This window comes from Sphingomicrobium clamense (assembly GCF_019264355.1).
In the GTDB taxonomy this organism is placed as follows: domain Bacteria; phylum Pseudomonadota; class Alphaproteobacteria; order Sphingomonadales; family Sphingomonadaceae; genus Sphingomicrobium; species Sphingomicrobium clamense.
On sequence record NZ_JAHVAH010000001.1, the window covers coordinates 706061 to 729946 of the forward strand.

Genomic DNA, 23886 nt, shown 5'->3' on the forward strand with positions numbered 1-23886 from the left:
GCGCGGGGCGCAACCCTCACATCACTTCATGTTCGTCGAGCATGACGCCGGTGAACCATTCCTCGGTTTCGGGGTCGAGCAGCGTGTCGGTGTCGCCGATCTGGGCGAGGTGGATCATCGCATCGCCGCGATTGACCACGCCGAGGCGGCTATGGCCGATAACGATGCCGTCGATGGGCGACTTGATGACGTCTTCCTCGTCCCCCACCGGATTTCGCACGACCGCGAGCACTGCGCCTTCCTTGACGATGCGGCCGGACTCGGCGCGGATCGCGGCGATGCCGCCGCGCGGCGCGCGCAACCACATCGACCGATGCGCTTCGAGCGTGGGGTGGGGCGGGCGCTTGGGCTTCCTGAGCGACAGCATGCCCATCGCCTGCATGGTACGCAGCACGCCGTTGACCCCGACGCGGGTCGAGCGCTTGTCGAAGCGCAGCGCCTCGCCCGCTTCGAACACCAGCATCTCAACGCCGATCTCGTGGGCGAAAGCCCGCATCGACCCGTCGCGCAGCTTGCTGGTCATGATGACGGGCGGGGCGAAGGCACGCGCGAGTTCGAGCGCGCGCTCGCTTTCGCTGCTGACGCGGATCTGCGGCAGGTTGTAGCGGTGGGCGGCGGCCGAATGAAGGTCGATGCCGAAGTCGGCTTTCTCCATGATCTCGGTGCGAAAGAGGTAGGCGAGTCGGCTGGCGAGTGGGCCGTCGGGGCGCCCCGGGAAGCTGCGGTTGAGGTCGCGGCGGTCGGGCAGGTAGCGGCTGCCCGCAACGAAGCCATAGGCGTTGACGACCGGCACCACGATCAGCGTGCCCGACAGGCGGGCCGGGCTGACTTTCTTGATCAGGCGGCGGGCGACTTCGACCCCGCTAATCTCGTCGCCATGCACGGCGGCGCTGACGAACAGGACTGGGCCTTCTTTCTTCCCGTGGATCACGCGGACGGGGAGGCTGACCACGCTGTCCGCGGCATCGCGGCTGACCGGGATGTCGATGCTCGCGCGCTTGCCCGGCGCGACGGTCGTCTGGTGGACTTTGAAGGGCGATGCGTTCATGGTGCGCGATATAGGCCGTGAGCCGCCGCGATCCTAGCGGATTTGTGCGGTGCAGCGGTTGACTCTTCGGCGCCTCATTCCTACATGGCGCTCATCCCGCGAGGACGAGACTCGGCGGCGCACTCGTGCGCGCGCCATTTTTTCGTTGGATTTGCGGGAATAACGCTACGAGATGGGGCGGCCAGCCACGCTGCCCCGTGGAGCCGAGAGGAACTACGTTTTTATGGCACGTATTGCTGGGGTGAACATCCCGACGAACAAGCGCGTTGAAATCGCGCTGACCTACATCCACGGCATTGGGCGCACCAAGGCCAAGGAAATCACCGAGAAGCTGAAGATTTCGCCGGAACGCCGGGTCCAGGACCTGACCGACCAGGAAGTCCTTCACATCCGCGAAGCGATCGACGCCGACTACACGGTCGAAGGCGATCTTCGTCGCGAAACCGCGATGAACATCAAGCGGCTCATGGACATGGCCTGCTATCGCGGCCTTCGTCACCGTAAGGGCCTGCCGGTCCGCGGCCAGCGCACGCACACCAATGCGCGCACCCGCAAGGGCAAGGCCAAGCCGATCGCCGGGAAGAAGAAGTAAGCCTCGGCTTGCTCCTTTCCGTCAGCACACAGCTTTAAGGTAGGAATTTCGATATGGCACGTGAACCGCAGCGCGTTCGTCGCCGGGAAAAGAAGAACATCACCGCCGGCGTCGCGCACGTGAACGCCTCGTTCAACAACACGATGATTACCATCACCGACGCGCAGGGCAATGCGATCAGCTGGTCCAGCGCCGGCATGATGGGCTTCAAGGGCTCGCGCAAGTCGACGCCGTACGCCGCGCAGGTTGCCGCCGAAGACGCCGGCAAGAAGGCGCAGGAACATGGCGTTCGCACCCTCGAGGTCGAAGTGAAGGGTCCGGGCTCGGGCCGCGAAAGCGCGCTTCGTGCGCTTCAGGCGGTGGGCTTCACCATCACCTCGATCCGCGACGTGACGCCGATCCCGCACAACGGGGTCCGTCCCTCGAAGCGCCGCCGCGTCTAACCGCTGCGCTGATCGTTTTGCCGCCGGGACCCGACGTCACCCCGGCGGCGTGAAAATTTTGACAAACGGCGGGGGACGCTCCGCCACAGGGCAGGAACTCTATGTCGATCAACGCAAAGAACTGGCAGGAACTCAAAAAGCCGCAGGGTCTCGACCGCAAGTCGGGCACCGACACCAAGCGCAAGGCCACCTTCGTCGCCGAACCGCTCGAGCGCGGCTTCGGCATGACGCTGGGCAACTCGCTCCGCCGCGTGCTCCTGAGCTCGCTGCAGGGCGCTGCCGTCACCTCGATCAAGATCGAAGGCGTGCTCCACGAATTCTCGTCGCTGGCAGGTGTGCGTGAAGACGTCACGGACATCGTCATCAACGTCAAGCAAATCGCGCTCAAGATGGAAGGCGAAGGCCCCAAGCGGCTGCAGCTTTCGGCGACCGGTCCGGGCGAAGTCACGGCGGGCCAGATCGCTTGTCCCGGCGACCTCGAGATCACCAACCCCGATCTCGTCATCTGCCACCTCGACGAGGGCGCGACGCTCAACATGGAACTGACCGCCGACGTCGGCAAAGGCTACGTCCCCGCGGCGATGAACCGCCCGTCGGACGCCCCGATCGGCCTCATCCCGGTCGACAGCCTCTATTCGCCGATCAAGCAGGTCGCCTACAAGGTCGACAATACGCGCGTCGGCCAGGATCTCGACTATGACAAGCTGAGCCTGACCATCGAAACCGACGGCACCGTCACCCCGGAAGACGCCGTGGCCTACGCCGCGCGCATCCTCCAGGACCAGCTGCAGCTGTTCGTCCACTTCGACGACAGCGCGATCGCCCCGGCCCCGGCGCAAAACCAGGGTGCAGGCGAAGGCGGCGAAGACGCCAACCAGCTCAACCGTTACCTCCTCAAGAAGGTGGACGAGCTGGAACTGTCGGTCCGCAGCGCGAACTGCCTCAAGAACGACAACATCATCTACATCGGCGACCTGGTCCAGAAGACCGAAGCCGAGATGCTGCGCACGCCGAACTTCGGCCGCAAGTCGCTCAATGAGATCAAGGAAGTGCTCGCGAGCATGGGCCTGCGTCTGGGCATGGAAATCCCGGGCTGGCCGCCTGAAAATATTGAAGAAATGGCGAAGAAGCTCGAGCAAGAGCTTCTGGGCTAACAGTTTCGGGGAGTGCTTTGGCGCTCCCCGACATTACGGGGTCTTGGCGCTGCCCCATTCCAGCGCCTGGGACGGGGTGCCTCATACGGCCCCGCCACGAACGTAAGGAAACGACCTATGCGCCATCGCGTTGGCCATCGCAAACTCAACCGTACCGGCAGCCACCGCACCGCCATGCTTCGCAACATGGCCGCTGCGCTGATCAAGCATGAGCAGGTGAAGACCACCGTCGCCAAGGCGAAGGAACTGCGTCCCTACACCGAAAAGCTGATCACGCTGGCGAAGAAGGGCGGGCTGTCGAACCGTCGCCTCGCGCACTCGAAGATCATGGACGACGCGCAGCTCCAGAAGCTGTTCGACGTGCTGGCCGAGCGCTACAAGGATCGCAACGGTGGGTACACCCGCGTCATCAAGGCCGGCATCCGCAAGTCGGACGCTGCGCAGATGGCGGTGATCGAATTCGTCGACCGTGACGAGGATGCCAAGGGGCAGGATTCGGGCCCGGTCGAGATCATGGAAGAAGAGTTCGAAGGCTAAGGCCCAAGCTTCATCCGTGACGTGACATGAGGGGTCGGGAGCGTAGAGCTTCCGGCCCCTTTTGCTTGGGGCTAGCCCGAGAAGGCGGCGAGCTGGACCGCGAAGAGGGCAAGGACGGTGCCGTGGACGATGAAGGTCGTGACGGTCGCGGCGGCGAAACCGATGAAGGGGTTGGGGTCGTGGGTCATGGTCTTTCTCCCGAGCTGGTAGGGCCGGTGTAGCGCGAGGGCGGGGGGAGAGCTTGAGACGGGGCTGAAATGAATCTGCGAAGATTCTGAGAAAAGTGAGGAGCGGTTGCGCGAGGGGCGGGGCCGGCTAGGGTGGCAGGCGAACCAACGGGGGAGCGCACCTATGTCCTTGAGCCTGATGATCGCGGCGGCGGCGCTGCAGCCTTACGAGGCCGAGATTACGCGTGACCGGTTGGGCATTGCTCATGTGGTGGGGGAGACCGACGCCGATGCGGTGTTCGGGATGATCTATGCGCAGGCGGAGGACGATTTTCCGCGGATCGAGCGCAATTACCTCGAGAATATGGGGCGGCTGGCGGAGGCCGAGGGGGAGGCTGCGCTGTGGTCGGATCTGCGCCAGCGGCTGTGGATCGACGAAGCGGATCTTCGGGCGCGGTACGAAGGGAGCCCGGATTGGCTCAAGGCGCTGTGCGAAGCGTGGGCGGCGGGGCTCAACCAATATCTCGCTGATCATCCGGAGGTGACGCCCAAGGTACTCACCAGGTTCGAGCCGTGGATGCCGCTGGCGTTTAGCGAAGGGTCGATCGGGGCGGACTATACGCAAGTGCCGCTGGGGCCGTTGAAGGCGCTGTACGGGGACGGGCGCGAGGGCGACAAGGTCGCGGCGCTGGCCAAGCCTCGCGAGCATCAGGGGTCGAACGGGATCGCGATCGCGCCCAAGCTGACCGAGGACGGGCGCGCGCTGCTGCTCATCAACCCGCACACGACATTGTTCTTCAGGGACGTGGTGCACATGCAATCGGGCGAGGGGCTGGACGCCTATGGCGCGGTCACCTGGGGGCAGTTCTTCATCTACCAGGGGTTCAACCCGCGGCTGGGCTGGATGCACACGACCAGCGGGCTCGATAATGTCGACTTCTTCGCCGAGCATTTCGTGTCGGACGAAGAGGGCGGGCTTGCCTATCGCTATGGCGACGAGGTGCGGCCGATCACGGTCAGGCCAGTCGACATCAAGGTGAAGACGGATGCGGGGATGGAGCTGCGGCGCTTTGCGACGCTGGCGACGCATCACGGACCGGTAACCCGGTTCGAGGATGGCAAGTTCGTCGCGACCTCGCTGATGCTGCGGCCGGTCAAGGCGCTCGAGCAGAGCTTCCTTCGGACCAAGGCGCGCAACCTCGACGAGTATATCGCGGTGTCGGAGCGCAGGGCCAACAGCTCGAACAACACGATCCTGGCGACCGCCGACGGGCAGATCGCGATGCTGCTGCCGCAATATCTGCCGATGAAGGATGGTGGGTATGACCATCATGAAGTCGTCGACGGCAGCGACCCCGACACCGACCTAGGCCCTGACCGGCCGTTCGACGAGTTGCCCAACGTGATCGATCCGGCGAGCGGCTATGTCTTCAACGTCAATGACGAGCCATGGGCGGCGGCGGGTCCGGGGACCCTCGACCCAGCCGAGTGGCCCGACGACGTCGACCGCTTCGGCTGGAACCCGCGCACGAGCCATGCGCTGCAGCTGCTCGAAGGGTCGAGCGGCTGGTCGATGCAGGCGCTGCGCGATGCGGCCTACAGCCCGATGCAGCCCGCCTTCGATAAGCTGATCATGCCGCTAGTGGAGGCGTGGGAGCGGCTCGAAGATGGAGAGACCAAGCAGGCGCTGGAAGCGCCGGTCGTCGCGCTGGAGGCGTGGGATCATCGCTGGGACGCCGACAATGATGTCCAGCTGCTCGCGCTTACCTATCTCAATGAGATGACCGACCGGTCGCGCCGCGAGGCACCCGGCCGCTACGGCTACGAAGCCTCGCATGCATGGTTTGACGAGGCCGATGACGAGACGCGGCTCGAGGAGTTGCGCTCGGCGATCGCGCGAGTCACGCGCGACTGGGGCGACTGGGGCGTGCGGTGGGGCGATGTGAACGTCTACCAGCGCATCGACGGGGCGATCGAGCAGGATTTCGACGACGACAAGCCCGCGATTGCCGTGCCGTTCACGCCCGGATCGACGGGCAGCCTTGCCAGCGCCAACACCACCACGCCTGCGGGTGAGAAGCGGCGCTATAACCGTCACGGCAACAGTTTCGTCGCGGTGGTGGCGTTTGGCGACGAGGGACCCGAGGCGTGGATGGTGACCGCAGGCGGAATCTCAAACGACCCTGCCTCGCCGCACTTCGACGACCAGGCCGACAATCATGTCGAGGGCAATTTGCAGAAGGTGCCACTGACCGGCGAGCAGATCGCGGCGGAGGCAACGGCCAGCTATCGCGTGTCGAGCGACTAGCGGTCGCAGTTGGGCAGCAGGCGCTGCGCGAACATCGGGCTGTCGACGCCCAATTCGGTGCCGTCATCCTTGGCGACGAGATAAGTGACCGGGTTGCCGTCGCCCAGTTTCATCGCGACCTGCCACGCGGCGCGCGGGCCGTCGAGCGTGTCGACTTCGTCTTCGCCGATGACCGCGACCTCGAACCGAGTGATACCGCGATCGTAATGGTAAGCGGGCAGGGTGTAGCCGGCGCCACGTTCGAGCGGCATGGCGCGCATCAGCGGACCCCAGATGTTGGCATCGAGCAGCGGCTCGTCGGTCGCGATTTCATCGACCGCCTGCGTCTCGCCATAGACGGTGCGCTCGATACGGCTGCCCTTATAGGCGAGGTCGACGTGAAGCTCTCCGTTGCGATAGTTGCGGAAGTGCCAGGGGCGAAGCGTGCGGGCATCGAGCACTGCGACGTCGACCATCTCGAAATTGCGTGCGGGCAGCGACTGGCGGATGGTGACATTCCAATAGTCGCGGCCCTGATAGCTGACCGGCTCGATCCGCTGCATCACAGTGCCGATGCGCTCGCCCTGTCGCTCGATCGCGAAGCATTGTTCGCCCGCCTCCCACAGGGTGCCGTTGAGGATGCCGGGAAGGGTGGCGGCCAAAGCCAGGCTGATCATCGTTGGTCTCCAATCTGGTGCAAGGTCATTGGAGACCAGCAAGCGCGCGGGTCACGGCAGGATCGACGAGCGGGCGGGTGGTTCGATCAAGTGGCGCGGGCGATCAGCGTCGGCCATTCGCCGATCATGGCCGCGAATTTCTCCTGGTCGATGGCATCGACCTCGGCGCGGGCGGCGTTGGTGAGCGGGGTAAAGGTGTAGGCGACGGTGACCGCGCTGCCCTCGCCGTCGGGCTCGACGGTCACTTCGACCACGTCGAAACTCGCGGCGGGCATGACGCGGGCGTAGCGCACGGAGCGCGGCGGCTCCCAGTCCATGCACATCCACAAGGTGCGCGTCCCACCTTCGCCGGTCTGCCAAACCGTGCCTTTCGCGGTCGTCTCGGGACGCTCGGCATGGAGGAAAGTGGGGTTCCAGCCTTCGACCCACGCCCGTTCGCCCTCTGCCGTGAACAGCGGAAAGGCCTCTTTGGGTGGCAAGTCGAGCGTGAAACGGTGGGACAGGGTTTTCTGCATGGCGCAGGCCTAAGGCGCGTGCGCGGTGCTGCCAAGGGGCGGGCGGGGGATGCGTTGGACATCCCCACGCGGTGCACAGGGGCGTGATCCGCGCTTGCCCAAGGGGACGATAGCGCAGGCGGCCTAGCAAAATCAGCGGCTTAGCGGACAGCTGTTCCGAATCGAGACGCGCAAGCCTTATTGTTTGGCAGCGGCGACCGTGATCGGCACGCCGGTGGTGTCGGCGCGGATCGGCGCGTGGGTGATGAGAACGTGGGTGCCGGGCTCGATGGCACCGCGCAGGCGGTCCGCAGGGGCGGCGGCTTCTATGCGAATGAAATCATCAGTCGGCAAACGCGATACGGCACAAAGTGGCGGTCCAAAAGTTACATAGCGTAGCGATGTAACATGGGGGCTTTCGAGTGAACGAAGTGAGTAGTGTTGAAGAGGCGGCCGTCAGCGCGCGACAAATTTCGACCTGGTTCAATCACGCGCCCGGGTTCATGGCCGTGCTGCATGGACCCGACCATGTCTTCGACGTCGCGAATCCCGCCTATCTCGACTTGATCGGACATCGGGACGTGATCGGGAAGCCGATGTCCGACGTGGCGCCGGAGGCGGTCGAGCAAGGCTTTGTTGACATCCTCGATGAGGTTTTCAGGACCGGTAAGCCCTATGTCGGTCACTCGGTGGAAGCGAAGCTCGAAGGCCGCAGCAGCCCGATATTCGTCGACTTCGTCAATCAGCCCATTTTCGATCAGGATGGGAACGTCACTGGCATTTTCATCCAGGGTGCCGATGTCACCGAGCGCGCGCGGGCCGAGCGATTACGGGCGGCCCAAGGCAAGATGCTCGAGGCCGCATTCCAGGATAAAAGCCTTCCCGAGCTGCTCGACATGTTGATGCGGACTGTCGAGGAGGAAACCCAGACCGACATGCTCGGCTCCATCCTCCTTCTCGACCGTGAGGGTAGACGCTTGCTCCATGGCGCCGCGCCTAGCTTGCCCGACGCCTATAACGACGCGATTGACGGGATCGAAATAGGCCCCGATGCCGGGTCGTGCGGAACAGCTGCATATTCGCGCGAAGCGGTTTTCGTCAGTGACGTCGAAAGAGACCCGAAGTGGGCGGACTTCAAGGATCTGGCCCTCGAGCATGGCTTGCGCGCCTGCTGGTCCATCCCGATCATTTCATCGAGCGGAGCCGTTCTCGGGACGTTTGCCATGTATTATCGTGAACCGCGCGAACCGAGTGAAGCCGACATCGAAATGGTCGACTTCGTCATACGGACCGCGGCAGTGATCATCGAGCGCAAACGGGCCGAGGTCGAACTTGAAGAAGAGCGTCGCACACTCGAGACTCTCAACAAGACCGGCGAAGTAATCGCCGCCGAGCTCGATCTGGAGCAGGTCGTCGAACAGGTCACGGACGCCGGCGTCAAGTTGACGGGCGCAGCGTTCGGAGCCTTCTTTTACAACACTCACGATGAGGATGGGGCTAGCTACATGCTCTACACCTTATCGGGCGTAGAGCGCGCGGCGTTCGAGAAGTTTCCAATGCCGCGCAAAACGGAGATTTTTGCGCCGACATTTGACGGGACGGGTGTTCTGCGTTCCGACGACATCGCCACCGATCCCCGATATGGCCATAACAAGCCCTATAAAGGAATGCCCGAAGGCCATTTGCCGGTGACCAGCTATCTTGCCGTGCCGGTCAAGTCGCGATCGGGTGAAGTGATCGGTGGGCTATTCTTCGGGCACCCCGACAAGGCCCAATTCACGGACAGACACGAGGAGCTTGTTGTCGGTATCGCTGCACAGGCGTCGATCGCGATAGACAATGCTCGGCTGTATCGTGCAGCGAAAACCGAAATCAAGGAACGCAGGCAGACCGAAGAGGCGCTACGTGACATCAGTCGGCGATTCGACGCGGTGCTCAATAACACGCGCATGGCGGTGTTCCTGATGGATGAGAAGCAGCAGTGCGTCTACGCCAATGCCGCTGCAGAAGACCTGACCGGCTATTCCTTCGAGGCCATGCAGGGCAAAACGCTTCACGACGTGATCCATCATACCCGACCCGATGGTTCGCACTATCCGCTCGAAGAATGTCCGATCGACCGAGCCTTTCCCGAAAATGCGCAAACCGAAGGCGAGGAAGTCTTCATCCATCGCGACGGAAGCTTCTATCCAGTCCACTTCACCGCTTCGCCGATCCGTGACGAGGCTTCCAACACCATCGGCACGATCATCGAGGCGCGAAATATTTCCGAGGAACAGGAACGCGCCGAGGAACTCGCCGAAGCACTGAAGGTCAAGGACATTCTGCTTCATGAGGTGAACCACCGCGTTAAGAACAGCCTCCAGGTGGTCACGTCCCTGTTGACGCTGCAGGCCCGCAAGGCGGACGATGGCGATTTGCGCAAGAGTTTGCAGGAAGCGCGCAACCGTGTCGCGGTCATTGCGGCGATGCACCAGCGGCTTTACGCCACGAGCGATCATGACCGCGTCGATTTCGGCGATTATCTGGGCGATCTCGCCGACGAAGCAATGCAGTCGATGGGGTCGAGCGATCGGGTCCGCCTCAAGACCAATATCGATCGCGGTATCGTCATGGATCTGAGCCAGGCGGTGCCGCTAGCACTCGTCGTGAGTGAACTGATCACAAACGCAATAAAATATGCCTACCCGTCGGAGCTGGAAGGCGATGTCTATGTCGGGCTCGATCATGCCGATGACCACGTCAAGATCTGCATTGCCGATGACGGTATCGGCCTGCCCGACGGATTCGACCCCGCAAGATCGGATGGCCTCGGCATGCGTATCGTCACGTCGCTCCTGCGCCAGGTGCGCGGCGAATTGACCGTCGAGCAGCGCGAAAGAGGCGCGCAATTCGAAATCGTTGTTCCAATCAAAGCCAAGGAGGTCGCGTGACTGACCGCGACACAGAACTGAACATCCGCGACGGTCTGGAAGTGCTCGTCGTCGAAGACGAAGCATTGGTCGCGATGGAAATCGAATTCATGCTCGAGGAGGCGGGCCATGAAGCGATCGCCAGCGCAGACGACCTTGAATCGACGCTCTCGGCAATTGAAAACTGTGAACCCGACCTTGCGCTGGTCGATATCCAGTTGGCCTTTGGCGACAGCGGCCTCGATGTCGCGAAAAAACTGCACGAACGCGGAATTCCCGTCCTGTTCGCGACAGGGAATTGTCCGGGCGAACAAGGTCGTCCGTTGGCGCTTGGCTGCCTTCACAAACCGATCGTCGATCGGACCCTTCGTGCTGCGCTGGCGGCCGCGAAGGAAAAGCTGGCAGGACGAGAAGTCCCCCCGCTCCCTTCATCTGTCCATTTCTATTAGCTAGGCCTAACAGACCCTCGCCGGCGTCAGATAATGGCGAGGTGTGCGTTGTCGAAGTCGTGGGCGTAGTCGGACATGATCGCGACCTTGCGCTCGAGCGCTTCGATGATGGGGACCGAGAAATCCTCGCCCGCCATGCGCGAGCAGGTGACGAGGTTGCCGGGCGAGAAGACGTTCACCTCGAGGATCTTGTCGCCGACGATGTCGATGCCGACGAGGAACATGCCATCGGCGATGAGCTTGGGACGGATGACCTCGGCGACGCGCAGTTCCTTGTCGGTGACTTCGGTCGCGACCGCCTTGCCGCCGGCATGGATGTTGGAGCGGATGTCGTCCTTGGCCTGTTCGCGGCGCAGCGCGGCATATTTGCCGTTCACCTTGAGCGGGTGGCCATTCATGATGAACAGCCGGATGTCGCCCTTCTTGGCGGCGGGGACATATTCCTGCGCGATGACGTAGCCGTCGCGGCAGATGCTCTCGATCATCTGGTTGAGGTTGGTCTTGTTGTCCTTCGACAGTTTGAAGACGCCCGAGCCGCCCGAGCCCTGGAGCGGTTTGAGGATGATCTCGTTCTTATGCTTCTTGGCGAAGGCCTTCACGTCCTTGTCGTGGCGCGTGATGATCGTGTCGGCGCGCACCTCGCGCGGGAAGGACTGAAAATAGAGCTTGTTGGTGCCGCGGCTGAGGCTGTCGGGATCGTTGACGACGAGCACGCCGCGCTTGACGCATTCGCGTCCCCACAAAATGCCCGCCTCGGCCGCCCACGGCTTGTCCTGCGCGTCGTTGGCGGGATCGTTGCGCAGCATGAGCACGTCGATATCCTTGACGTCGATCATCTCCTGCGAACATTTCTTCGAGCGCAGTAGCTTGAAGAAGGCGCCGTGATCCTTCGACTTGCCACCGGGCACGCAGCGGGCGTGCACGGTGAGGCTGTCGTCGGCATTCAGGAGGAAATCGTTGGGGGTGACGTAGAGGACGTCATGCCCGCGCTGGCGCGCCTGCCACGCGAGGAAGGTGGTCGCGTAGTTGGGATATTCGGAGGCGAGGTCGTTGACGAAAAAGGCAATCTTCATGACGCGGCACTTTCTGGGGTAGGTTCGGGGCTAAGCCATTTGTCGGGGGAGGGGTCGGCGACATAGTCGTCGATGCGAGCCTTCGCGTCGGGACGCGAGAGGAATTCGGGGATGAGGCGCGGCGGTTTGAGATATCCGGCGTCGGAGAGCTTCTCGACGACGGGCACGTGGACCGGCGCGATCTTGCCCATCCAGTAAGGCGACAGATCGCCGCCTTCGGAGAGATATTGCATGATGCGGAAGAAGCCGCGCAGGTAGATCGCGTCCTTGGCGAGCCCGCCTGAGCGGTAGACGCGCGCGGCGAGCTTGAAGCTGGTGCGCTGCCCCATGCCGCATTTCATGCGCAGCTCGCGATAGCATTCGGTAAAATCGGCGCCCGACAGCATCGCGCGGACCGCGATGACGCGCCCGGCGATGAGACGCAGGCGGCTGGCATAGAGGCCGCCGACCGCCCATTCGGCGAACACGCCGAGACCCTCCTGGATCTCTTCGTAGCCGGCGAGCCCGGTCTCGAAGATGGAGAAATCCTGGCAGTCGCCGTTGAAGCCGGTGACCATGTGGATCGAAAGTTCGTGGGAGAGGAGCGGATCGACCCGGCGCTTGGACACGCGCGCGTCGGCGTCGATGTAGAGCTTGGGATAAGAAACGAGCAGCCCCGTGACGTCGTCGCGTATCTCCAGCTCGGGCTGGAAGTCGGCGTCGTGGTGCTGGTAGCGCGCGATGATCAGCTGGGCGTGCTCGAGCAGTTCGACCGCGCCGACCACCTGCCGGTCGCGCTTCGAGCGTTTGACCTTGTGGAGGATCGCCTTGGCAGCATCGTAGAGTTCGTCGCTGACCGCGCCGTACAGCTGTTCGGACGCGAGGAGGAAGTCCTTGCTGCAGCGATTTTCGAGCAGGGTGAGCTGGAGATCGAGTTCGTGGCGCTTTTCGAGCAGCAAGCCTTCGATCAGCGGTTCGTGCAGGCCCGACAATTCGATGGCGTGGAGCTCGCGGCGGATCTCGGCCGGATCGAAGTCGAGCTCGCGATAGTGAAAATCGGGGTCGCCCTCGCAGCCATTGTCGAACCAGCACTGCATCGCCTCGGGCGTGTTGGTGGGAGACAATGAAAGGAGAAAGTCGAATTTCTCCGAAATCTCGTTGAGTTTCTGGTCGGCGCAATCGCACGCTTCGAGAATGTCGGCGCGACTGGGCGTGGAGGCGATATCGAGCGGATCGGCATCAGCCATCGAGCAACTCCGCGGCTTTCTGGGCGAGCTGGGTGACGAGTGCGCGCATGGCGGGGAGCGCGTGGGGGTCGGGCTGTCCGGTCCACTCGTCCATGTAGATCTTCTTGAATTCGAACGCGATCGCGCAGGCGCGGCCGGGATATCGGTCGTGGACGAAGCGGGTCTGTTCGCCCTTACCCTGAAAGGCGACATTCTCGCGCACGTCGAGCTTGCGGCCCGCAAAGTCGAAAGAGGCGATTTCGTCGATCAACGGGTCGAGCAGCCAGCCCCATTCCTCGCGCGGCATCGAGAAGGTGCCGATATTGATGTCGGGATTGCCGGCCTGCGGGGCAGGTTCGGCATCGGCACCGTCGCGGCGATGATTGTAGCTGTGGACGTCGAGCAGGCAGAATTTGGGATGCGCTTCTGCGATATCGTCGAGCAGGTGGGCGAGGTTGGCGTAATAGGCGTCGTGGATGGCAAGCGAGCGCTCGACCAGTTCGTCGCCCGGATCGCCGTCCCACACGTCGAGGCCCCAGGCCATGTCGGGGGTACGGTAGACGGCGCTGTCGCGGGCGCGGTTGATGTCCACTTCGAAGCGCGAGCGATTCATGATGATGTGGGTGGAAACGCCTTTGACCGCCTGTCCGGTGAACGGATCTTCCTCGCGCAGCCGCTCATGCTCGGGCAGCTTCATCGCCTCCGCGACTTCGCCGCGCAGCGCATGCCCGTCATGGATCGCGGTGGCGACCACCGGGCCCGGCCCGCGCTGCGATGTCCACCAGTGACTGTCCCTCATGAAAAGCCCAGCGAACCGGAACCGAAATGGTTGCGAAAAGCGAGCCGACTTTCCTGAACGAATGCCAACATCGGCGTTCAGCCTGAATGCACAGCGCATCGCGTAGAAAGGGCGCATAGTGAGTAACTGATGCGGGAGACAGCGACGATGCTGCGCAAGACCAAAATCCTTTTGACGGCCGGTGCCGCCGCTGCGGCTGCCGCCACGTTCGCCACGCCGGCGAGCGCACAATATTACGATCGCGGATACAGCCAGGGCGGCGACGTGCTTGGCGCGATCATTCGCGGCGTATTGGGTGCGGGCCGATACGGCCAGTATCCATACGGCAATTATGGCTACAACCAGGGCTATTACGGCGAGCGGAACGCGATCAACCAGTGTTCGCGCGCGGTCGAGAACGAGATCAACCGGCGCGTGAACGCCCGTTACGATCGCTACGACCGTCGCTATGACAGCCGCTACGACCGTCGATACGACCGCCGTTATGACGACCGTTACGATCGTCGCTACGACCGTCGCTATGGCGACCGGTACGAGCGCGTGCCCGACCGTTATCGCACCGACCCCTATGTCCGTAACTATGGCAGCTTTGGCGGCCAGGCACGGATCGCGGGGATCACCGACGTGAAGCGCAAGGGTTGGGGCACGCAGGTGAAGGGCGTCGCCATGTCGGGTCGCTACGCCACCAACTATAACCGCTACGACCGTCGCGGCTATGGCTACGGCCAGCGCCCGGACATCAAGTGGAACTGCGAAATCGACCGTCGCGGCTACATCCGCGATATCGACATCAAGCGCCGCTGATCATCGAGCGCAACGAGTGGTGAGGAAGGGCGCGTCTCCTGAAAAGGAGGCGCGCCTTTTCGTTGCTGGTTAGAAATATCTGCCATTAACTTACGAAAAGGCCGGGCTGGTTGATGACAACCCACCGATCCAAACAAATAATCGTGTGACAACTCAGCGATAATCCAAATACAAAACCGCTATGTACGATGACTATGATCTTGTGTCGGGTTGCCAACATTAAAAACGCGCTTTACTCAATATCTCGAACGAAAAGCTTTAGCGATGCTTGTCGCCCGCGCGTGCGTGGTGGCGTTGGTTTGGTAAAGAGGGGAAGCGAACATGGCGAACATCACAGGTACTGCAGACCGCGACATTCTCGAAGGTACGGAGAGCGACGATACGATCGATGCGCTTGGTGGCGATGACGATCTGTTTGGTAACGGCGGCAACGATACGCTCAATGGCGGTGCCGGAAACGATGTCCTCGACGGCGGGGCCGGCAACGACACGATGGATGGCGGCGACGATGTCGACTTCGTCTGGTACGATTCGGCACCCGGCGCAGTGACCGTCAATCTCGCGACCGGGACGGCGACCGGATATGGCACTGATACGCTTTCGAACATCGAGAACGTGCTGGGGAGCGCGTTCGACGACACGATTACGGGGGATGCGGGCAATAACATCCTCGCAGGTGGTGGCGGTAACGACACGCTGACCGGCGGCGATGGCGACGACACGCTGGTGCCGGTGACCGGCAACCACGTCATCGCCGGCGGTACCGGGATCGATGCGCTCTCGTTCCAGTTCATCGACAGCCTGACGGGTGTCACGGTCGACCTGAGCTTGGCCGGCGCGCAGGCATATGGTCATGGTACGGTCGACATCAGCGGAATCGAGGTTCTTGATGGAACCAGCGCAGACGACCAGTTGACCGGAGATGCGGGGCGGAACGTCCTGTTCGGCCGCGAGGGTAGCGACATCCTGATCGGCGGCGATGGGGACGACGCCCTGTTCGGCGACGGCGCGCTTGTCTTCAACGACGAGACGGCTCTTGTGGATACGAACCCGGATGCTGGCGGCGGCGGTGCCGACACGCTGCAAGGCGGGGCGGGCAACGACACGCTCAACGGGGGCGGCGGGAACGACATCCTCGATGGCGGCACCGGCAACGATTCGATGGTCGGTGGTGCCGGCACCGACACGTTAATGGGCGCTGCGGGCGAAGATTCGCTGCAAGGCAACTCGGGTAACGACACGATGTTCGGCGGATCGCGCGCGGACGAGCTGTTCGGCGGCTCGGGCAATGACAATATGAACGGTGGCTCGGGCAATGACCGTATGAATGGCGGGTCGGGTAACGACACGATGTCTGGAGGTTCGGACAACGACCTGATCATCGGTGGCCCCGACGCTGATATGCTCTCGGGCGGAGGCGGCGACGACCAGATGGTTGGCGGGAGCGGTGTCGACACCGTGTCCTTCCAGGCCGCGCCGGGCGCGGTGAACGTCAACCTGATCCAGGGCGTCGCGTCGGGCGAGGGTAATGACACGCTTGCAGGGATCGAGAACGTCAACGGCTCACCCTTCCAGGACGTCATCGTCGGCGATGCCAATGACAATGTGCTCAATGGTGCGGGCGGTGCCGACAGCTTCTTCGGCAATGCCGGCGACGATACGATCTTCGGAGAGACCGGCGCCGACGAGTTCTTCGGCGGTGTCGGCAACGACATGCTGTGGGGCGGAAGCGGCAACGACCGCGCCAATGGCGGTTCGGGCGATGACACGCTGATGGGGGGCGGCGACAACGACCTGCTGATCGGCGGGCCGGGCGCGGATATCCTCAACGGCGGATCGGGCAACGACACGATGGCCGGCGGCAGTGGGGACGACACCTTCATCTTCACCAACGGGTCGGGTGATGACACGGTCAACGGTTTCACTGCGGGCAGCACGATCGACCAACTCGATTACAGCGCCACAGGGCTCGTCTTTGAAGACCTGACCATCGCGGCGCAGGGCGGCGATACGTTGATCACGACGCCGGGCGGCGACAGCGTGCTGCTCGTCGGGGTGACACCAGGCGAGCTCGACCAGAACATGGACTTCATCTTCTGATCGATCTGAAGAGGGTCGTCTGGAGGGCGCGTCTCCGGCGAGGGAGGCGCGCCCATTTTCGTTTCAGTTGCTAGCCTGACCGATTATTCGACCAAACGATGAAGCGGGGGTTGCGCGGGAGTTGCGCTTCCCTAAGGTCCGGAACTGACGATCCGGTGCATCGGTTTGCCGAATGCCGCCCGCCCCGACGTCCTGTATGGTTTTTCAGGGGGGCGTTCATGCCGGACATTATTGGTGACGATTTCGACAACGTGCTCGAGGGCACGGACGAGGGTGATCGCATCTATGGCAGGGGCGGGAACGACACGTTGACCGGTATCGAGAACATCTCCTCCGGTGGAGGCGACGATCTGGTGCGCGGCGATGAGGGGGCCAACGGACTCTACGGCGGAGGCGGTGAAGACACGATCTTTGGCAATGGCGGTGACGACGTCCTGCTCGGACAGAGCCAGGCGGACGCGATCTTTGGCGGTACCGGCGACGATATCGTCAATGGCGGCACCGGCAATGACCGCCTCAACGGCGGGTCGGGCAACGATTCACTGGAAGGCGGGGAAGATAACGACTTGCTGATCGGTGGGCCGGGGGACGACATTCTCTTTGGCGGTTCCGGCAATGATATGATGGCCGGCGGGAGCGGGAATGACACGTTCCTGTTCACAGCTGGTTCGGGGGACGACACCATCAATGGCTTCATCGCCGGGGGCGTGGTCGACCAGCTCGATTACAGCTTCCTTGGCATCACGTTCAGCGATCTCACGATCGAACAGCAGGGTGGCGATACGTTGATCACGACGCCGGGCGGCGACAGCGTGCTGCTGGTGGGCGTGACCTCGACCGATCTCGATCAGAGTACAGACTTTATCTTCTAAACCATCGCCTTTTCGAGCAATGCGTCGACCCGGATGACCAGTTCGTCCGGGTCGATCGGTTTGCGTAAGTAGTCGTCGGCGCCGGCTTCGTAGGCGATGGCTTCGTCGCTGCGGCCGGTGCGGCCGGTGAGGACCAGGACGGGGAAGGAGCGGCCGAGACCGCTGGCGCGCAATTCGCGCAGGGCGTCGAGCCCCGCCTTGCCCGGCATCGAGCAGTCGAGGATGAGCAAATGCGGGCGCTTGTTGAGCACGACGTCGACCACCTGGCTGCCGTCGGGCAGCGCGCCGACGAGATGGCCCTCCTGCTCAAGGATACCGGTGACGATGTGACGGATGACGGGATCGTCGTCGGCGATGATGATCCGGGCCATGAAACGCGGCTCCTGCTAGACACGCGCCAAGGTGGCGGGGAGTGGTAAAGCACGCCTTGCGAATGGGTCCGCTTTGAACCTTTCACCCCGTGGTGGACAGGGGAGCGGGGTCGCCCTATCGACCGGCCAGCGACGGCAGACGAAAGGGAATCGGGCGATGACGGGCGAATTTGGCGAGACGATCCTGATCGTCGACTTCGGGAGCCAGGTGACCCAGCTGATCGCCCGCCGCGTGCGCGAAGCCGGCGTCTATTGCGAGATCGCGCCCTTCAACGCCGCCGAGGAAGCCTTCGAAAAGCTCCAGCCGAAAGGCATTATCCTTTCTGGATCGCCCGCAAGTGTTCCTGCCGCGGAGAGCCCTAGGGCTCCGCAGATGTTGTTCGACAGCGGGCTGCCGATCCTGGGCATCTGTTACGGACAACAGGTGATGAGCCACCAGCTGGGCGGCGAAGTGCGCCCCGGCCACGAGACGGGCGAGGGCGGCGAATTCGGCCGCGCTTTCCTGACCGTGACCGAGGACTGCGCGCTGTTCGACGGGCTGTGGAAGAAAGGCGAGCGGCACCAGGTGTGGATGAGCCACGGCGACAAGGTTACGCAGTTTGCTGACGGGTTCGAGATCGTCGCGGTGAGCGACGGCGCGCCCTTCGCGGTGATCGCCGATGAAAGCCGCAAATATTACGGCACGCAATTCCACCCCGAGGTCCACCACACGCCCGACGGGGCCAAGCTGATCGCCAACTTCGTGCGGCATGTTTGCGGGCTCAAGGGCGACTGGACCATGGGCGCCTATCGCGATGCCAAGATCGCCGAGATCCGCGAACAGGTGGGCGACGGCAAGGTCATTTGCGGGCTGTCGGGCGGGGTCGACAGCAGTGTCGCTGCGATCCTCATCCACGAGGCGATCGGCGACCAGCTGACCTGCGTGTTCGTCGATCACGGGCTGCTGCGCCTCAACGAGCGCGAACAGGTCGAGACGCTGTTTCGCGATCACTACAACATCCCGCTGGTGGTGGTGGACGCCGAAGAGCGCTTCATGAACGGGCTCGAGGGCGTCACCGATCCCGAGAAAAAGCGCAAGTTCATCGGCGCCGAATTCATCGCGGTGTTCGAGGAAGAGGCGAAGAAGCTGGGCGGGGCAGATTTCCTCGCGCAGGGCACACTCTATCCCGACGTGATCGAAAGTGTGAGTTTTACCGGCGGGCCGTCGGTGACGATCAAGAGCCACCACAATGTCGGTGGCCTCCCCGAGCGGATGAACATGAAGTTGGTCGAGCCGCTGCGCGAACTGTTCAAGGACGAGGTGCGCGACCTGGGGCGCGAGCTGGGACTAAACGACCAGTTCGTCGGGCGTCATCCCTTCCCCGGCCCGGGACTTGCGATCCGCATCCCGGGCGAGGTGACCAAGAAGCGTTGCGACATCTTGCGCAAGGCGGACGCCATCTATCTCGACGAAATCCGCAAGGCGGGGCTGTACGATGCTATCTGGCAGGCGTTCGCGGTGCTGCTGCCCGTGCGTACGGTGGGCGTGATGGGAGATTACCGCACCTATGACAGCGTCTGCGGCCTGCGCGCGGTGACCAGCGTCGATGGCATGACCGCCGACGTTTACCCGTTCGAAAGTCAGTTCCTGCAGGACGTCGCGACGCGCATCGTCAACGAGGTGCAGGGGGTCAATCGCGTCGTCTACGACTATACTTCGAAACCGCCGGGCACGATCGAGTGGGAGTAAGCGGGAAGCGCTTCGAGGGGCGGCGCCATAGCGGTCCGCGGCGGCTGGCGGCGATGCTGGTCAATCGCGTCAATCATGGACGCGCGGCACGCCACCTCAAATCCCGTCCGCAACTTGCCATATTCGCGTTCGATCATATCGGGCTGCGCATCAACCTGTTCGGTCGCTACGAGGCGGATATCCTCGAACTGGTCGGCGACTTCCTGCGCGAGGGGGTGAAGGTCGATCGCTCCACGACCGCGCTCGATATCGGCGCGAATATCGGCAACCACAGCGTCTTCCTGTCGGAGATTTTCGCGCGCGTGCTGGCGTTCGAACCCAATCCGCGCACGTTCAAGCTGCTCGATTTCAATGCCGAAGGGCGGGCGATCGAGGCGTTCAACTTCGGAGCCAGCGACGCGGATGGCCGCGCTGGGCTGGCCGTCGACGAGGACAATGTCGGCGGCGCGCATGTTACGCGAGAGGGGGAGGCGGCCAACGTCGCGATCGAGCTGCGCCGGCTGGACGACGTCGCAGCGGTGCGCGAGGCGCGCATCGGCTTCATCAAGATCGATGTCGAAGGGCATGAGTTGGCCGCGCTGCGCGGGGCGGAGCGGGTCATCGACACGCAGCGCCCGATCGTGATGTTCGAGCAGGACGAAGGTGAGATCGCGGGCGGCACGTCGCCCGTGATCGAATATCTGAGGTCCAAGGACTATCGCTTCATGACGGTCGAGGATGTGGTGCCCAGGGTGCCGCGCGCGATCCGGCGCGGGTTCAATGCGGCGTGGCAGGGCCTGTTCGGCTTCCGCAAGGCGCTGGTCCCCGCCGAGACGTTCGAGAAGCGCTTCCATTACGCTATCCTCGCCATTCCGGATGAGCGCTAGGACCTGATGGCCACTTCCCCCGCCAAGCTGGTGACCGGGTCGATCCCGGGGCATCTGGTCAGCCAGACGCTGCCGATGATGATCGGCGGAGCGGCGCTCATGAGCATCGGCATCATCGACGCCTATTTCGTCGGGCAGCTGGGCGCGGATGCGCTGGCGGCGATCAGCTTCATCTTCCCGATCACGGTCGCATTGTCCTCGCTCGGCGTCGGCGTGATCGCGGGCATTTCGAGCGTGGTCAGCCGCGCACTGGGCGAAGGCGACGAGGAGCGCGCGCGCCGACGCGGCAATATGGGCATCGTGCTCGCCGCAAGCTTCGGGCTGGTGGCAGGACTGGCGCTGTGGGCGCTGCGCATCCCGCTGTTCCGGCTGATGCAGGCGGACGAGGCGCTGCTGCCGCTGATCGACGCCTATATGGGACCATTTGCGCTCGGCTTTCCGCTGCTGCTGGTCGGCATGGGCATCAATGGCTGCCTACGCGGGCAGGGGCTGGCGAAACGGTCCTCGAGCGTGCTGATCGCGATGGCGGCGGCCAACTGGGTGCTCGACCCGATCCTGATCACCGGCGCGTTCGGCTTTCCCGGCTTGGGGATTTCGGGCGCGGCGTGGGCGACGGTTGGCGGCTGGGCGGTGGCGCTGGTCGCGGGCTTTACCTTCCTGCAGAAAAGCGACCTGCCGTTCGCGGCACGAACGCTGCCCGAATGCAATTGGCGCGAGGGAACGCGGGCGATCGCCAAGGTCGCGGGGCCGGCGGCTTTTTCCAACTCGATCAACCCGATCGGCCTGTCGGTGCTGACCGCTTTCCTGGCCGCGCAGGCTGGCGAGGCGGCGGTCGCGGGCTTCGGGACTGGCGGGCGGCTGCAAAGCTTTGCGGTTGTGCCGCTGCTTGGCCTGTCGGCATCGATCGGCGCGATCGTCGGGCAGAATTGGGGTGCGAAGGAGTATGGCCGCGTGCGCCAGGCATTGCTCTACGCGGGCGGCTTATGCGTGGTCTACGGGCTTGGCATAGGCGCCTTGCTGGTGCTGTTCCGCGAGCCCCTGGGCGGGCTATTCACCGAGGAGCCACAGGTGATCGAGGCGATGTCGCGCTACCTGATGATCGCGGCGTGGGGCTATGCCGGATACGGCGTGCTGATCGTTGCCAACGGGGCCTTGAACGCGCTCGACTTTGCCGGCAACGCGCTGGTCCAAAGCGTGGTGCGCGTGCTGCTGGTGATGGTGCCGGTGGCGTGGCTGCTGGGCGATGCGTGGGGCGCGGATGCGATCTACGCGGCGGAGCTGGCCGCGAACCTTGCGGGTGGTCTCATTGCGGCCGGGATGATCTGGTGGGTGGTGCTTCGTCGGGGTACGTCGCAGGACGCTTGATCGACTACGCGCGCCGTGCTTAAGAGCGAGCCGAAATTCTCACCTATTTTCACGGAGTAAAGGCCATGGCTGCCACGTTGTACGGCATCCCCAACTGCGACACGGTCAAAAAGGCCCGCCAGTGGTTCGAAAAGCGCCAGATCCCCTACGCCTTCCACGACTATAAGAAGTCCGGGATCGACAAGGAAAAGCTCGAGATGTGGGTGCTCGAAAAGGGCTGGGAGCCGCTCTTGAACAAGCGCGGCACGACCTTCCGCCAGCTGCCCGACGTGCTCAAGCAGGATATCGATGCGGACAAGGCGATCATGCTGATGGTTGCACATCCCGAGATGATCAAGCGCCCGGTGGTCGAGCCCAATGACGGCACCGACCTCGTGATCGGTTACGACAGCACCGCCTACGAGACGCTGTTCACCTAAGCGGCGACCAGGTTCACCTGACGCCAAGGAACCATGACGCCTTCGCCGCGCTGGTGCGGCGAAGGAGACACTCATGGTCAAGGCAACATGGCACGGCGAGACTTTCGCCGAGAGCGACGACACGGTGGTCGTCGAAGGCAATCACTATTTCCCCCGCGATGCGGTGAAGATGGACCGGCTGGTGCCGTCCGACACGACCTCGCACTGCCCCTGGAAGGGCGATGCGAGCTATTTCAGCCTGCGCGCGGAGGGCATCACCAATGCCGACGCGGCGTGGACCTATGAAGACCCCAAGGACGAGGCCGCCGAAATCAAGGGCCGCATCGCCTTCTGGAAGGGCGTCGAGGTCGGCTAGGTCGCCTAGCTTTCGATCACCATGAACGGCGGTGGCGCGGCGACGGGCGCGACCGGGCGAAGCCGGATGCGATAGTCGCCAGGTTCGAGGTAGAGCGTGAAGTCGCCGTTGTCGGTGGCGTGGATGAGGAGGTGGTCGGCGGGGATGGCGCTGTCGGGCTCGCCCGCGCGGATCGCCTCGACCAGCGTCCAACCCTCGCCATGACGCCAGCTATCGGGAACGTTCACCGCCACCGCGCCTTCCGGACGGACGCGATAGTCGGCCGCGGGTGCGGTTTCGATGACCAGGTCGGTGCCTGTTTCGGCCCGGTGGCTGTCGGGCACGGGAATGACGCGAGGCGACCCGTCGGGGCCGCCGGTGCAGACAATCTGGCTGATCGTGAGCGGATCGATGCCGGTCGTCTCCTTAAGACGCGCGGCCATCCAGAGTTGCCCGTCGGCGGCGGGCTCTTCGCGCACATGGCTATGGCCGACATGGACGAGGATCTTGGCACTCGGATCGGCCTCGAGAATGGCCGCCAAATTGCTTGCCTGTGACGTCTCGCGCTTGGCGATGGCTTCGCGGCGCGGCAGTTGCATGTCGGCAGCGGTCGTGAACGCCTCATAGGCTGCGAGCGTGAAGCCGAGCCGCTTGGCCTGGCGCACCAATTGGCCGAAAACGGGCTCGAAATAGCTGCCGTCGGTGCGGCGGGCATAGGGCTCGTCGGCGTGAGCGACGATCGGATCGACGCCCTGATCCTCGCGCAGGTTCGCGAAGGCTTCGGCGGCGAAATGTGTGTAGCCGAGGTCGCGCAGCGGGGCGAGCATCGCCGCCGTCGTCGCGCGATGCCACGGGCTGACATGCGCTTCGTTGACGATGACGACGCGGGTCGAGGCTGCCCGTTCAAGCAGTGCCTCCCAGCTAAGCCTATTCGCGTCGGGTGCCTTGCAAGGCTTTCGCGCGTGAAAGCTTGAGGTGGCGGCGATCAGGTCGCTCCGCCCGTAATGGGCCAGTGGCTGGTGCATCATGTCGTCGGCCGCCGCGTCGCTTGCCGAAACCGGAGCGAGCTGGTTCAGGAAAAATTCGTTGGGCGCGGGACCCGACACGTCCCATTCGATATCGGTCAACGTGACGTTGTCCGGCGCCGCGGTCATCGCGGCAAGCATGGTCAGCAGCATCGGAAAGTCCC

Annotated in this window: 24 protein-coding genes; 15 read left to right on the top strand and 9 right to left on the bottom strand. The window is 63.4% G+C overall.

Features of this window, described 5'->3' with window-relative positions:
- Positions 1-16: 16 nt before the first annotated feature.
- Positions 17-1048 (bottom strand): succinylglutamate desuccinylase/aspartoacylase family protein, encoded by a 1032-nt coding sequence (locus KTQ36_RS03480; protein WP_218632355.1) that lies wholly within the window; start codon positions 1046-1048, stop codon positions 17-19.
- 223 nt (positions 1049-1271) lie between these two features.
- On the opposite strand from KTQ36_RS03480, the gene rpsM reads away from it, so the two are divergent.
- The 5 genes from rpsM (at position 1272) to KTQ36_RS03505 (ending at position 6249) form a co-directional block, all read left to right on the top strand.
- Positions 1272-1640, top strand: coding sequence for a 30S ribosomal protein S13 (gene rpsM / locus KTQ36_RS03485; RefSeq protein WP_218632356.1), 369 nt, complete (start codon positions 1272-1274; stop codon positions 1638-1640).
- 53 nt (positions 1641-1693) lie between these two features.
- Positions 1694-2083 (top strand): 30S ribosomal protein S11, encoded by a 390-nt coding sequence (gene rpsK, locus KTQ36_RS03490; protein WP_218632357.1) that lies wholly within the window; start codon positions 1694-1696, stop codon positions 2081-2083.
- 101 nt (positions 2084-2184) lie between these two features.
- Complete coding sequence (locus tag KTQ36_RS03495; RefSeq protein WP_218632358.1) at positions 2185-3237, top strand: DNA-directed RNA polymerase subunit alpha; 1053 nt, start codon at positions 2185-2187, stop codon at positions 3235-3237.
- A 117-nt stretch (positions 3238-3354) separates the two neighbouring features.
- The gene (rplQ, locus tag KTQ36_RS03500; protein WP_218632359.1) at positions 3355-3774 is read left to right on the top strand and encodes a 50S ribosomal protein L17; all 420 of its coding nucleotides are present in this window, start codon (positions 3355-3357) and stop codon (positions 3772-3774) included.
- Between the two features lie 351 nt (positions 3775-4125).
- Positions 4126-6249 carry a penicillin acylase family protein gene (locus tag KTQ36_RS03505; RefSeq protein WP_218632360.1) on the top strand — a complete coding sequence of 708 codons (2124 nt, stop codon included), beginning with the start codon at positions 4126-4128 and terminating at the stop codon, positions 6247-6249.
- Here KTQ36_RS03505 and KTQ36_RS03510 read toward each other — a convergent pair.
- The 3 genes from KTQ36_RS03510 to KTQ36_RS03520 all read right to left on the bottom strand — a co-directional run bounded on the left by KTQ36_RS03510 (position 6246) and on the right by KTQ36_RS03520 (position 7753).
- The gene (locus KTQ36_RS03510; RefSeq protein WP_218632361.1) at positions 6246-6905 is read right to left on the bottom strand and encodes a DUF3108 domain-containing protein; all 660 of its coding nucleotides are present in this window, start codon (positions 6903-6905) and stop codon (positions 6246-6248) included. The two genes, KTQ36_RS03505 and KTQ36_RS03510, sit on opposite strands and share 4 nt — an antisense overlap.
- An 86-nt stretch (positions 6906-6991) precedes the next feature.
- On the bottom strand, positions 6992-7420 hold the full coding sequence (locus KTQ36_RS03515) for an SRPBCC family protein (protein WP_218632362.1): 429 nt from the start codon (positions 7418-7420) through the stop codon (positions 6992-6994).
- 177 nt (positions 7421-7597) lie between these two features.
- Positions 7598-7753 carry a hypothetical protein gene (locus KTQ36_RS03520; RefSeq protein ID WP_218632363.1) on the bottom strand — a complete coding sequence of 52 codons (156 nt, stop codon included), beginning with the start codon at positions 7751-7753 and terminating at the stop codon, positions 7598-7600.
- Between the two features lie 68 nt (positions 7754-7821).
- Here KTQ36_RS03520 and KTQ36_RS03525 point away from each other — a divergent pair, with 68 nt between their 5' ends.
- Positions 7822-10332, top strand: a complete 2511-nt coding sequence (locus KTQ36_RS03525) for a GAF domain-containing protein (protein WP_218632364.1) — start codon at positions 7822-7824, stop codon at positions 10330-10332.
- Positions 10329-10760 (top strand): response regulator, encoded by a 432-nt coding sequence (locus KTQ36_RS03530; protein ID WP_218632365.1) that lies wholly within the window; start codon positions 10329-10331, stop codon positions 10758-10760. Before KTQ36_RS03525 ends, KTQ36_RS03530 begins: the two co-directional genes overlap by 4 nt.
- Before the next feature lie 26 nt (positions 10761-10786).
- On the opposite strand, the gene KTQ36_RS03535 is transcribed toward KTQ36_RS03530, so the two are convergent.
- Genes KTQ36_RS03535 through KTQ36_RS03545 form a run of 3 tightly spaced genes read right to left on the bottom strand, consistent with a single transcriptional unit; the run spans position 10787 to position 13837 of the window.
- Entirely contained in the window at positions 10787-11833 is a 1047-nt protein-coding gene (locus tag KTQ36_RS03535; RefSeq protein WP_218632366.1) for a glutathione synthetase, read from the bottom strand.
- Complete coding sequence (locus tag KTQ36_RS03540) at positions 11830-13059, bottom strand: tyrosine/phenylalanine carboxypeptidase domain-containing protein (protein ID WP_218632367.1); 1230 nt, start codon at positions 13057-13059, stop codon at positions 11830-11832. The genes KTQ36_RS03535 and KTQ36_RS03540 overlap by 4 nt, the downstream gene beginning before the upstream one ends.
- Positions 13052-13837, bottom strand: a complete 786-nt coding sequence (locus tag KTQ36_RS03545; protein ID WP_218632368.1) for an N-formylglutamate amidohydrolase — start codon at positions 13835-13837, stop codon at positions 13052-13054. The genes KTQ36_RS03540 and KTQ36_RS03545 overlap by 8 nt, the downstream gene beginning before the upstream one ends.
- Before the next feature lie 147 nt (positions 13838-13984).
- Here KTQ36_RS03545 and KTQ36_RS03550 point away from each other — a divergent pair, with 147 nt between their 5' ends.
- The 3 genes from KTQ36_RS03550 to KTQ36_RS03560 all read left to right on the top strand — a co-directional run bounded on the left by KTQ36_RS03550 (position 13985) and on the right by KTQ36_RS03560 (position 17613).
- Positions 13985-14641: a hypothetical protein gene (locus tag KTQ36_RS03550; protein WP_218632369.1), complete on the top strand. Its 657-nt coding sequence runs from the start codon at positions 13985-13987 to the stop codon at positions 14639-14641.
- 321 nt (positions 14642-14962) lie between these two features.
- Positions 14963-16741 carry a calcium-binding protein gene (locus tag KTQ36_RS03555; protein WP_218632370.1) on the top strand — a complete coding sequence of 593 codons (1779 nt, stop codon included), beginning with the start codon at positions 14963-14965 and terminating at the stop codon, positions 16739-16741.
- A 218-nt stretch (positions 16742-16959) separates the two neighbouring features.
- The gene (locus KTQ36_RS03560; protein ID WP_218632371.1) at positions 16960-17613 is read left to right on the top strand and encodes a calcium-binding protein; all 654 of its coding nucleotides are present in this window, start codon (positions 16960-16962) and stop codon (positions 17611-17613) included.
- Here the strand turns inward: KTQ36_RS03560 and KTQ36_RS03565 are convergent.
- A complete protein-coding gene (locus KTQ36_RS03565; RefSeq protein WP_218632372.1) occupies positions 17610-17984 on the bottom strand; it encodes a response regulator in 375 nt (124 codons plus the stop codon). The genes KTQ36_RS03560 and KTQ36_RS03565 overlap by 4 nt on opposite strands.
- A 157-nt stretch (positions 17985-18141) precedes the next feature.
- Here KTQ36_RS03565 and guaA point away from each other — a divergent pair, with 157 nt between their 5' ends.
- The 5 genes from guaA to KTQ36_RS03590 all read left to right on the top strand — a co-directional run bounded on the left by guaA (position 18142) and on the right by KTQ36_RS03590 (position 22718).
- The gene (gene guaA, locus KTQ36_RS03570; protein WP_218632373.1) at positions 18142-19713 is read left to right on the top strand and encodes a glutamine-hydrolyzing GMP synthase; all 1572 of its coding nucleotides are present in this window, start codon (positions 18142-18144) and stop codon (positions 19711-19713) included.
- On the top strand, positions 19704-20579 hold the full coding sequence (locus KTQ36_RS03575) for an FkbM family methyltransferase (protein WP_218632374.1): 876 nt from the start codon (positions 19704-19706) through the stop codon (positions 20577-20579). The genes guaA and KTQ36_RS03575 overlap by 10 nt, the downstream gene beginning before the upstream one ends.
- Positions 20580-20585: 6 nt before the next feature.
- Positions 20586-21944: an MATE family efflux transporter gene (locus KTQ36_RS03580; RefSeq protein WP_218632375.1), complete on the top strand. Its 1359-nt coding sequence runs from the start codon at positions 20586-20588 to the stop codon at positions 21942-21944.
- A gap of 65 nt (positions 21945-22009) precedes the next feature.
- Positions 22010-22363 (top strand): ArsC family reductase, encoded by a 354-nt coding sequence (locus KTQ36_RS03585; RefSeq protein WP_218632376.1) that lies wholly within the window; start codon positions 22010-22012, stop codon positions 22361-22363.
- A 73-nt stretch (positions 22364-22436) separates the two neighbouring features.
- Positions 22437-22718, top strand: coding sequence for a DUF427 domain-containing protein (locus tag KTQ36_RS03590; protein WP_218632377.1), 282 nt, complete (start codon positions 22437-22439; stop codon positions 22716-22718).
- 5 nt (positions 22719-22723) lie between these two features.
- Here KTQ36_RS03590 and KTQ36_RS03595 read toward each other — a convergent pair whose 3' ends face one another.
- The gene (locus tag KTQ36_RS03595; RefSeq protein ID WP_218632378.1) at positions 22724-23875 is read right to left on the bottom strand and encodes a hypothetical protein; all 1152 of its coding nucleotides are present in this window, start codon (positions 23873-23875) and stop codon (positions 22724-22726) included.
- Positions 23876-23886: the final 11 nt, after the last annotated feature.

Excerpts from the sequence above, each read along its gene's own strand:
- KTQ36_RS03480 (WP_218632355.1), bottom strand. The coding sequence starts at position 1,048 with ATGAACGCATCGCCCTTCAAAGTCCACCAGACGACCGTCGCGCCGGGC.
- KTQ36_RS03580 (WP_218632375.1), top strand. The coding sequence starts at position 20,586 with ATGGCCACTTCCCCCGCCAAGCTGGTGACCGGGTCGATCCCGGGGCAT.
- KTQ36_RS03585 (WP_218632376.1), top strand. The coding sequence starts at position 22,010 with ATGGCTGCCACGTTGTACGGCATCCCCAACTGCGACACGGTCAAAAAG.
- KTQ36_RS03565 (WP_218632372.1), bottom strand. The coding sequence starts at position 17,984 with ATGGCCCGGATCATCATCGCCGACGACGATCCCGTCATCCGTCACATC.
- KTQ36_RS03595 (WP_218632378.1), bottom strand. The coding sequence starts at position 23,875 with ATGCTGCTGACCATGCTTGCCGCGATGACCGCGGCGCCGGACAACGTC.
- KTQ36_RS03555 (WP_218632370.1), top strand. The coding sequence starts at position 14,963 with ATGGCGAACATCACAGGTACTGCAGACCGCGACATTCTCGAAGGTACG.
- KTQ36_RS03590 (WP_218632377.1), top strand. The coding sequence starts at position 22,437 with ATGGTCAAGGCAACATGGCACGGCGAGACTTTCGCCGAGAGCGACGAC.
- KTQ36_RS03515 (WP_218632362.1), bottom strand. The coding sequence starts at position 7,420 with ATGCAGAAAACCCTGTCCCACCGTTTCACGCTCGACTTGCCACCCAAA.
- rpsK (WP_218632357.1), top strand. The coding sequence starts at position 1,694 with ATGGCACGTGAACCGCAGCGCGTTCGTCGCCGGGAAAAGAAGAACATC.
- KTQ36_RS03540 (WP_218632367.1), bottom strand. The coding sequence starts at position 13,059 with ATGGCTGATGCCGATCCGCTCGATATCGCCTCCACGCCCAGTCGCGCC.
- KTQ36_RS03550 (WP_218632369.1), top strand. The coding sequence starts at position 13,985 with ATGCTGCGCAAGACCAAAATCCTTTTGACGGCCGGTGCCGCCGCTGCG.
- KTQ36_RS03510 (WP_218632361.1), bottom strand. The coding sequence starts at position 6,905 with ATGATCAGCCTGGCTTTGGCCGCCACCCTTCCCGGCATCCTCAACGGC.
- KTQ36_RS03535 (WP_218632366.1), bottom strand. The coding sequence starts at position 11,833 with ATGAAGATTGCCTTTTTCGTCAACGACCTCGCCTCCGAATATCCCAAC.
- KTQ36_RS03505 (WP_218632360.1), top strand. The coding sequence starts at position 4,126 with ATGTCCTTGAGCCTGATGATCGCGGCGGCGGCGCTGCAGCCTTACGAG.
- KTQ36_RS03560 (WP_218632371.1), top strand. The coding sequence starts at position 16,960 with ATGCCGGACATTATTGGTGACGATTTCGACAACGTGCTCGAGGGCACG.
- guaA (WP_218632373.1), top strand. The coding sequence starts at position 18,142 with ATGACGGGCGAATTTGGCGAGACGATCCTGATCGTCGACTTCGGGAGC.
- KTQ36_RS03495 (WP_218632358.1), top strand. The coding sequence starts at position 2,185 with ATGTCGATCAACGCAAAGAACTGGCAGGAACTCAAAAAGCCGCAGGGT.
- rplQ (WP_218632359.1), top strand. The coding sequence starts at position 3,355 with ATGCGCCATCGCGTTGGCCATCGCAAACTCAACCGTACCGGCAGCCAC.
- rpsM (WP_218632356.1), top strand. The coding sequence starts at position 1,272 with ATGGCACGTATTGCTGGGGTGAACATCCCGACGAACAAGCGCGTTGAA.
- KTQ36_RS03545 (WP_218632368.1), bottom strand. The coding sequence starts at position 13,837 with ATGAGGGACAGTCACTGGTGGACATCGCAGCGCGGGCCGGGCCCGGTG.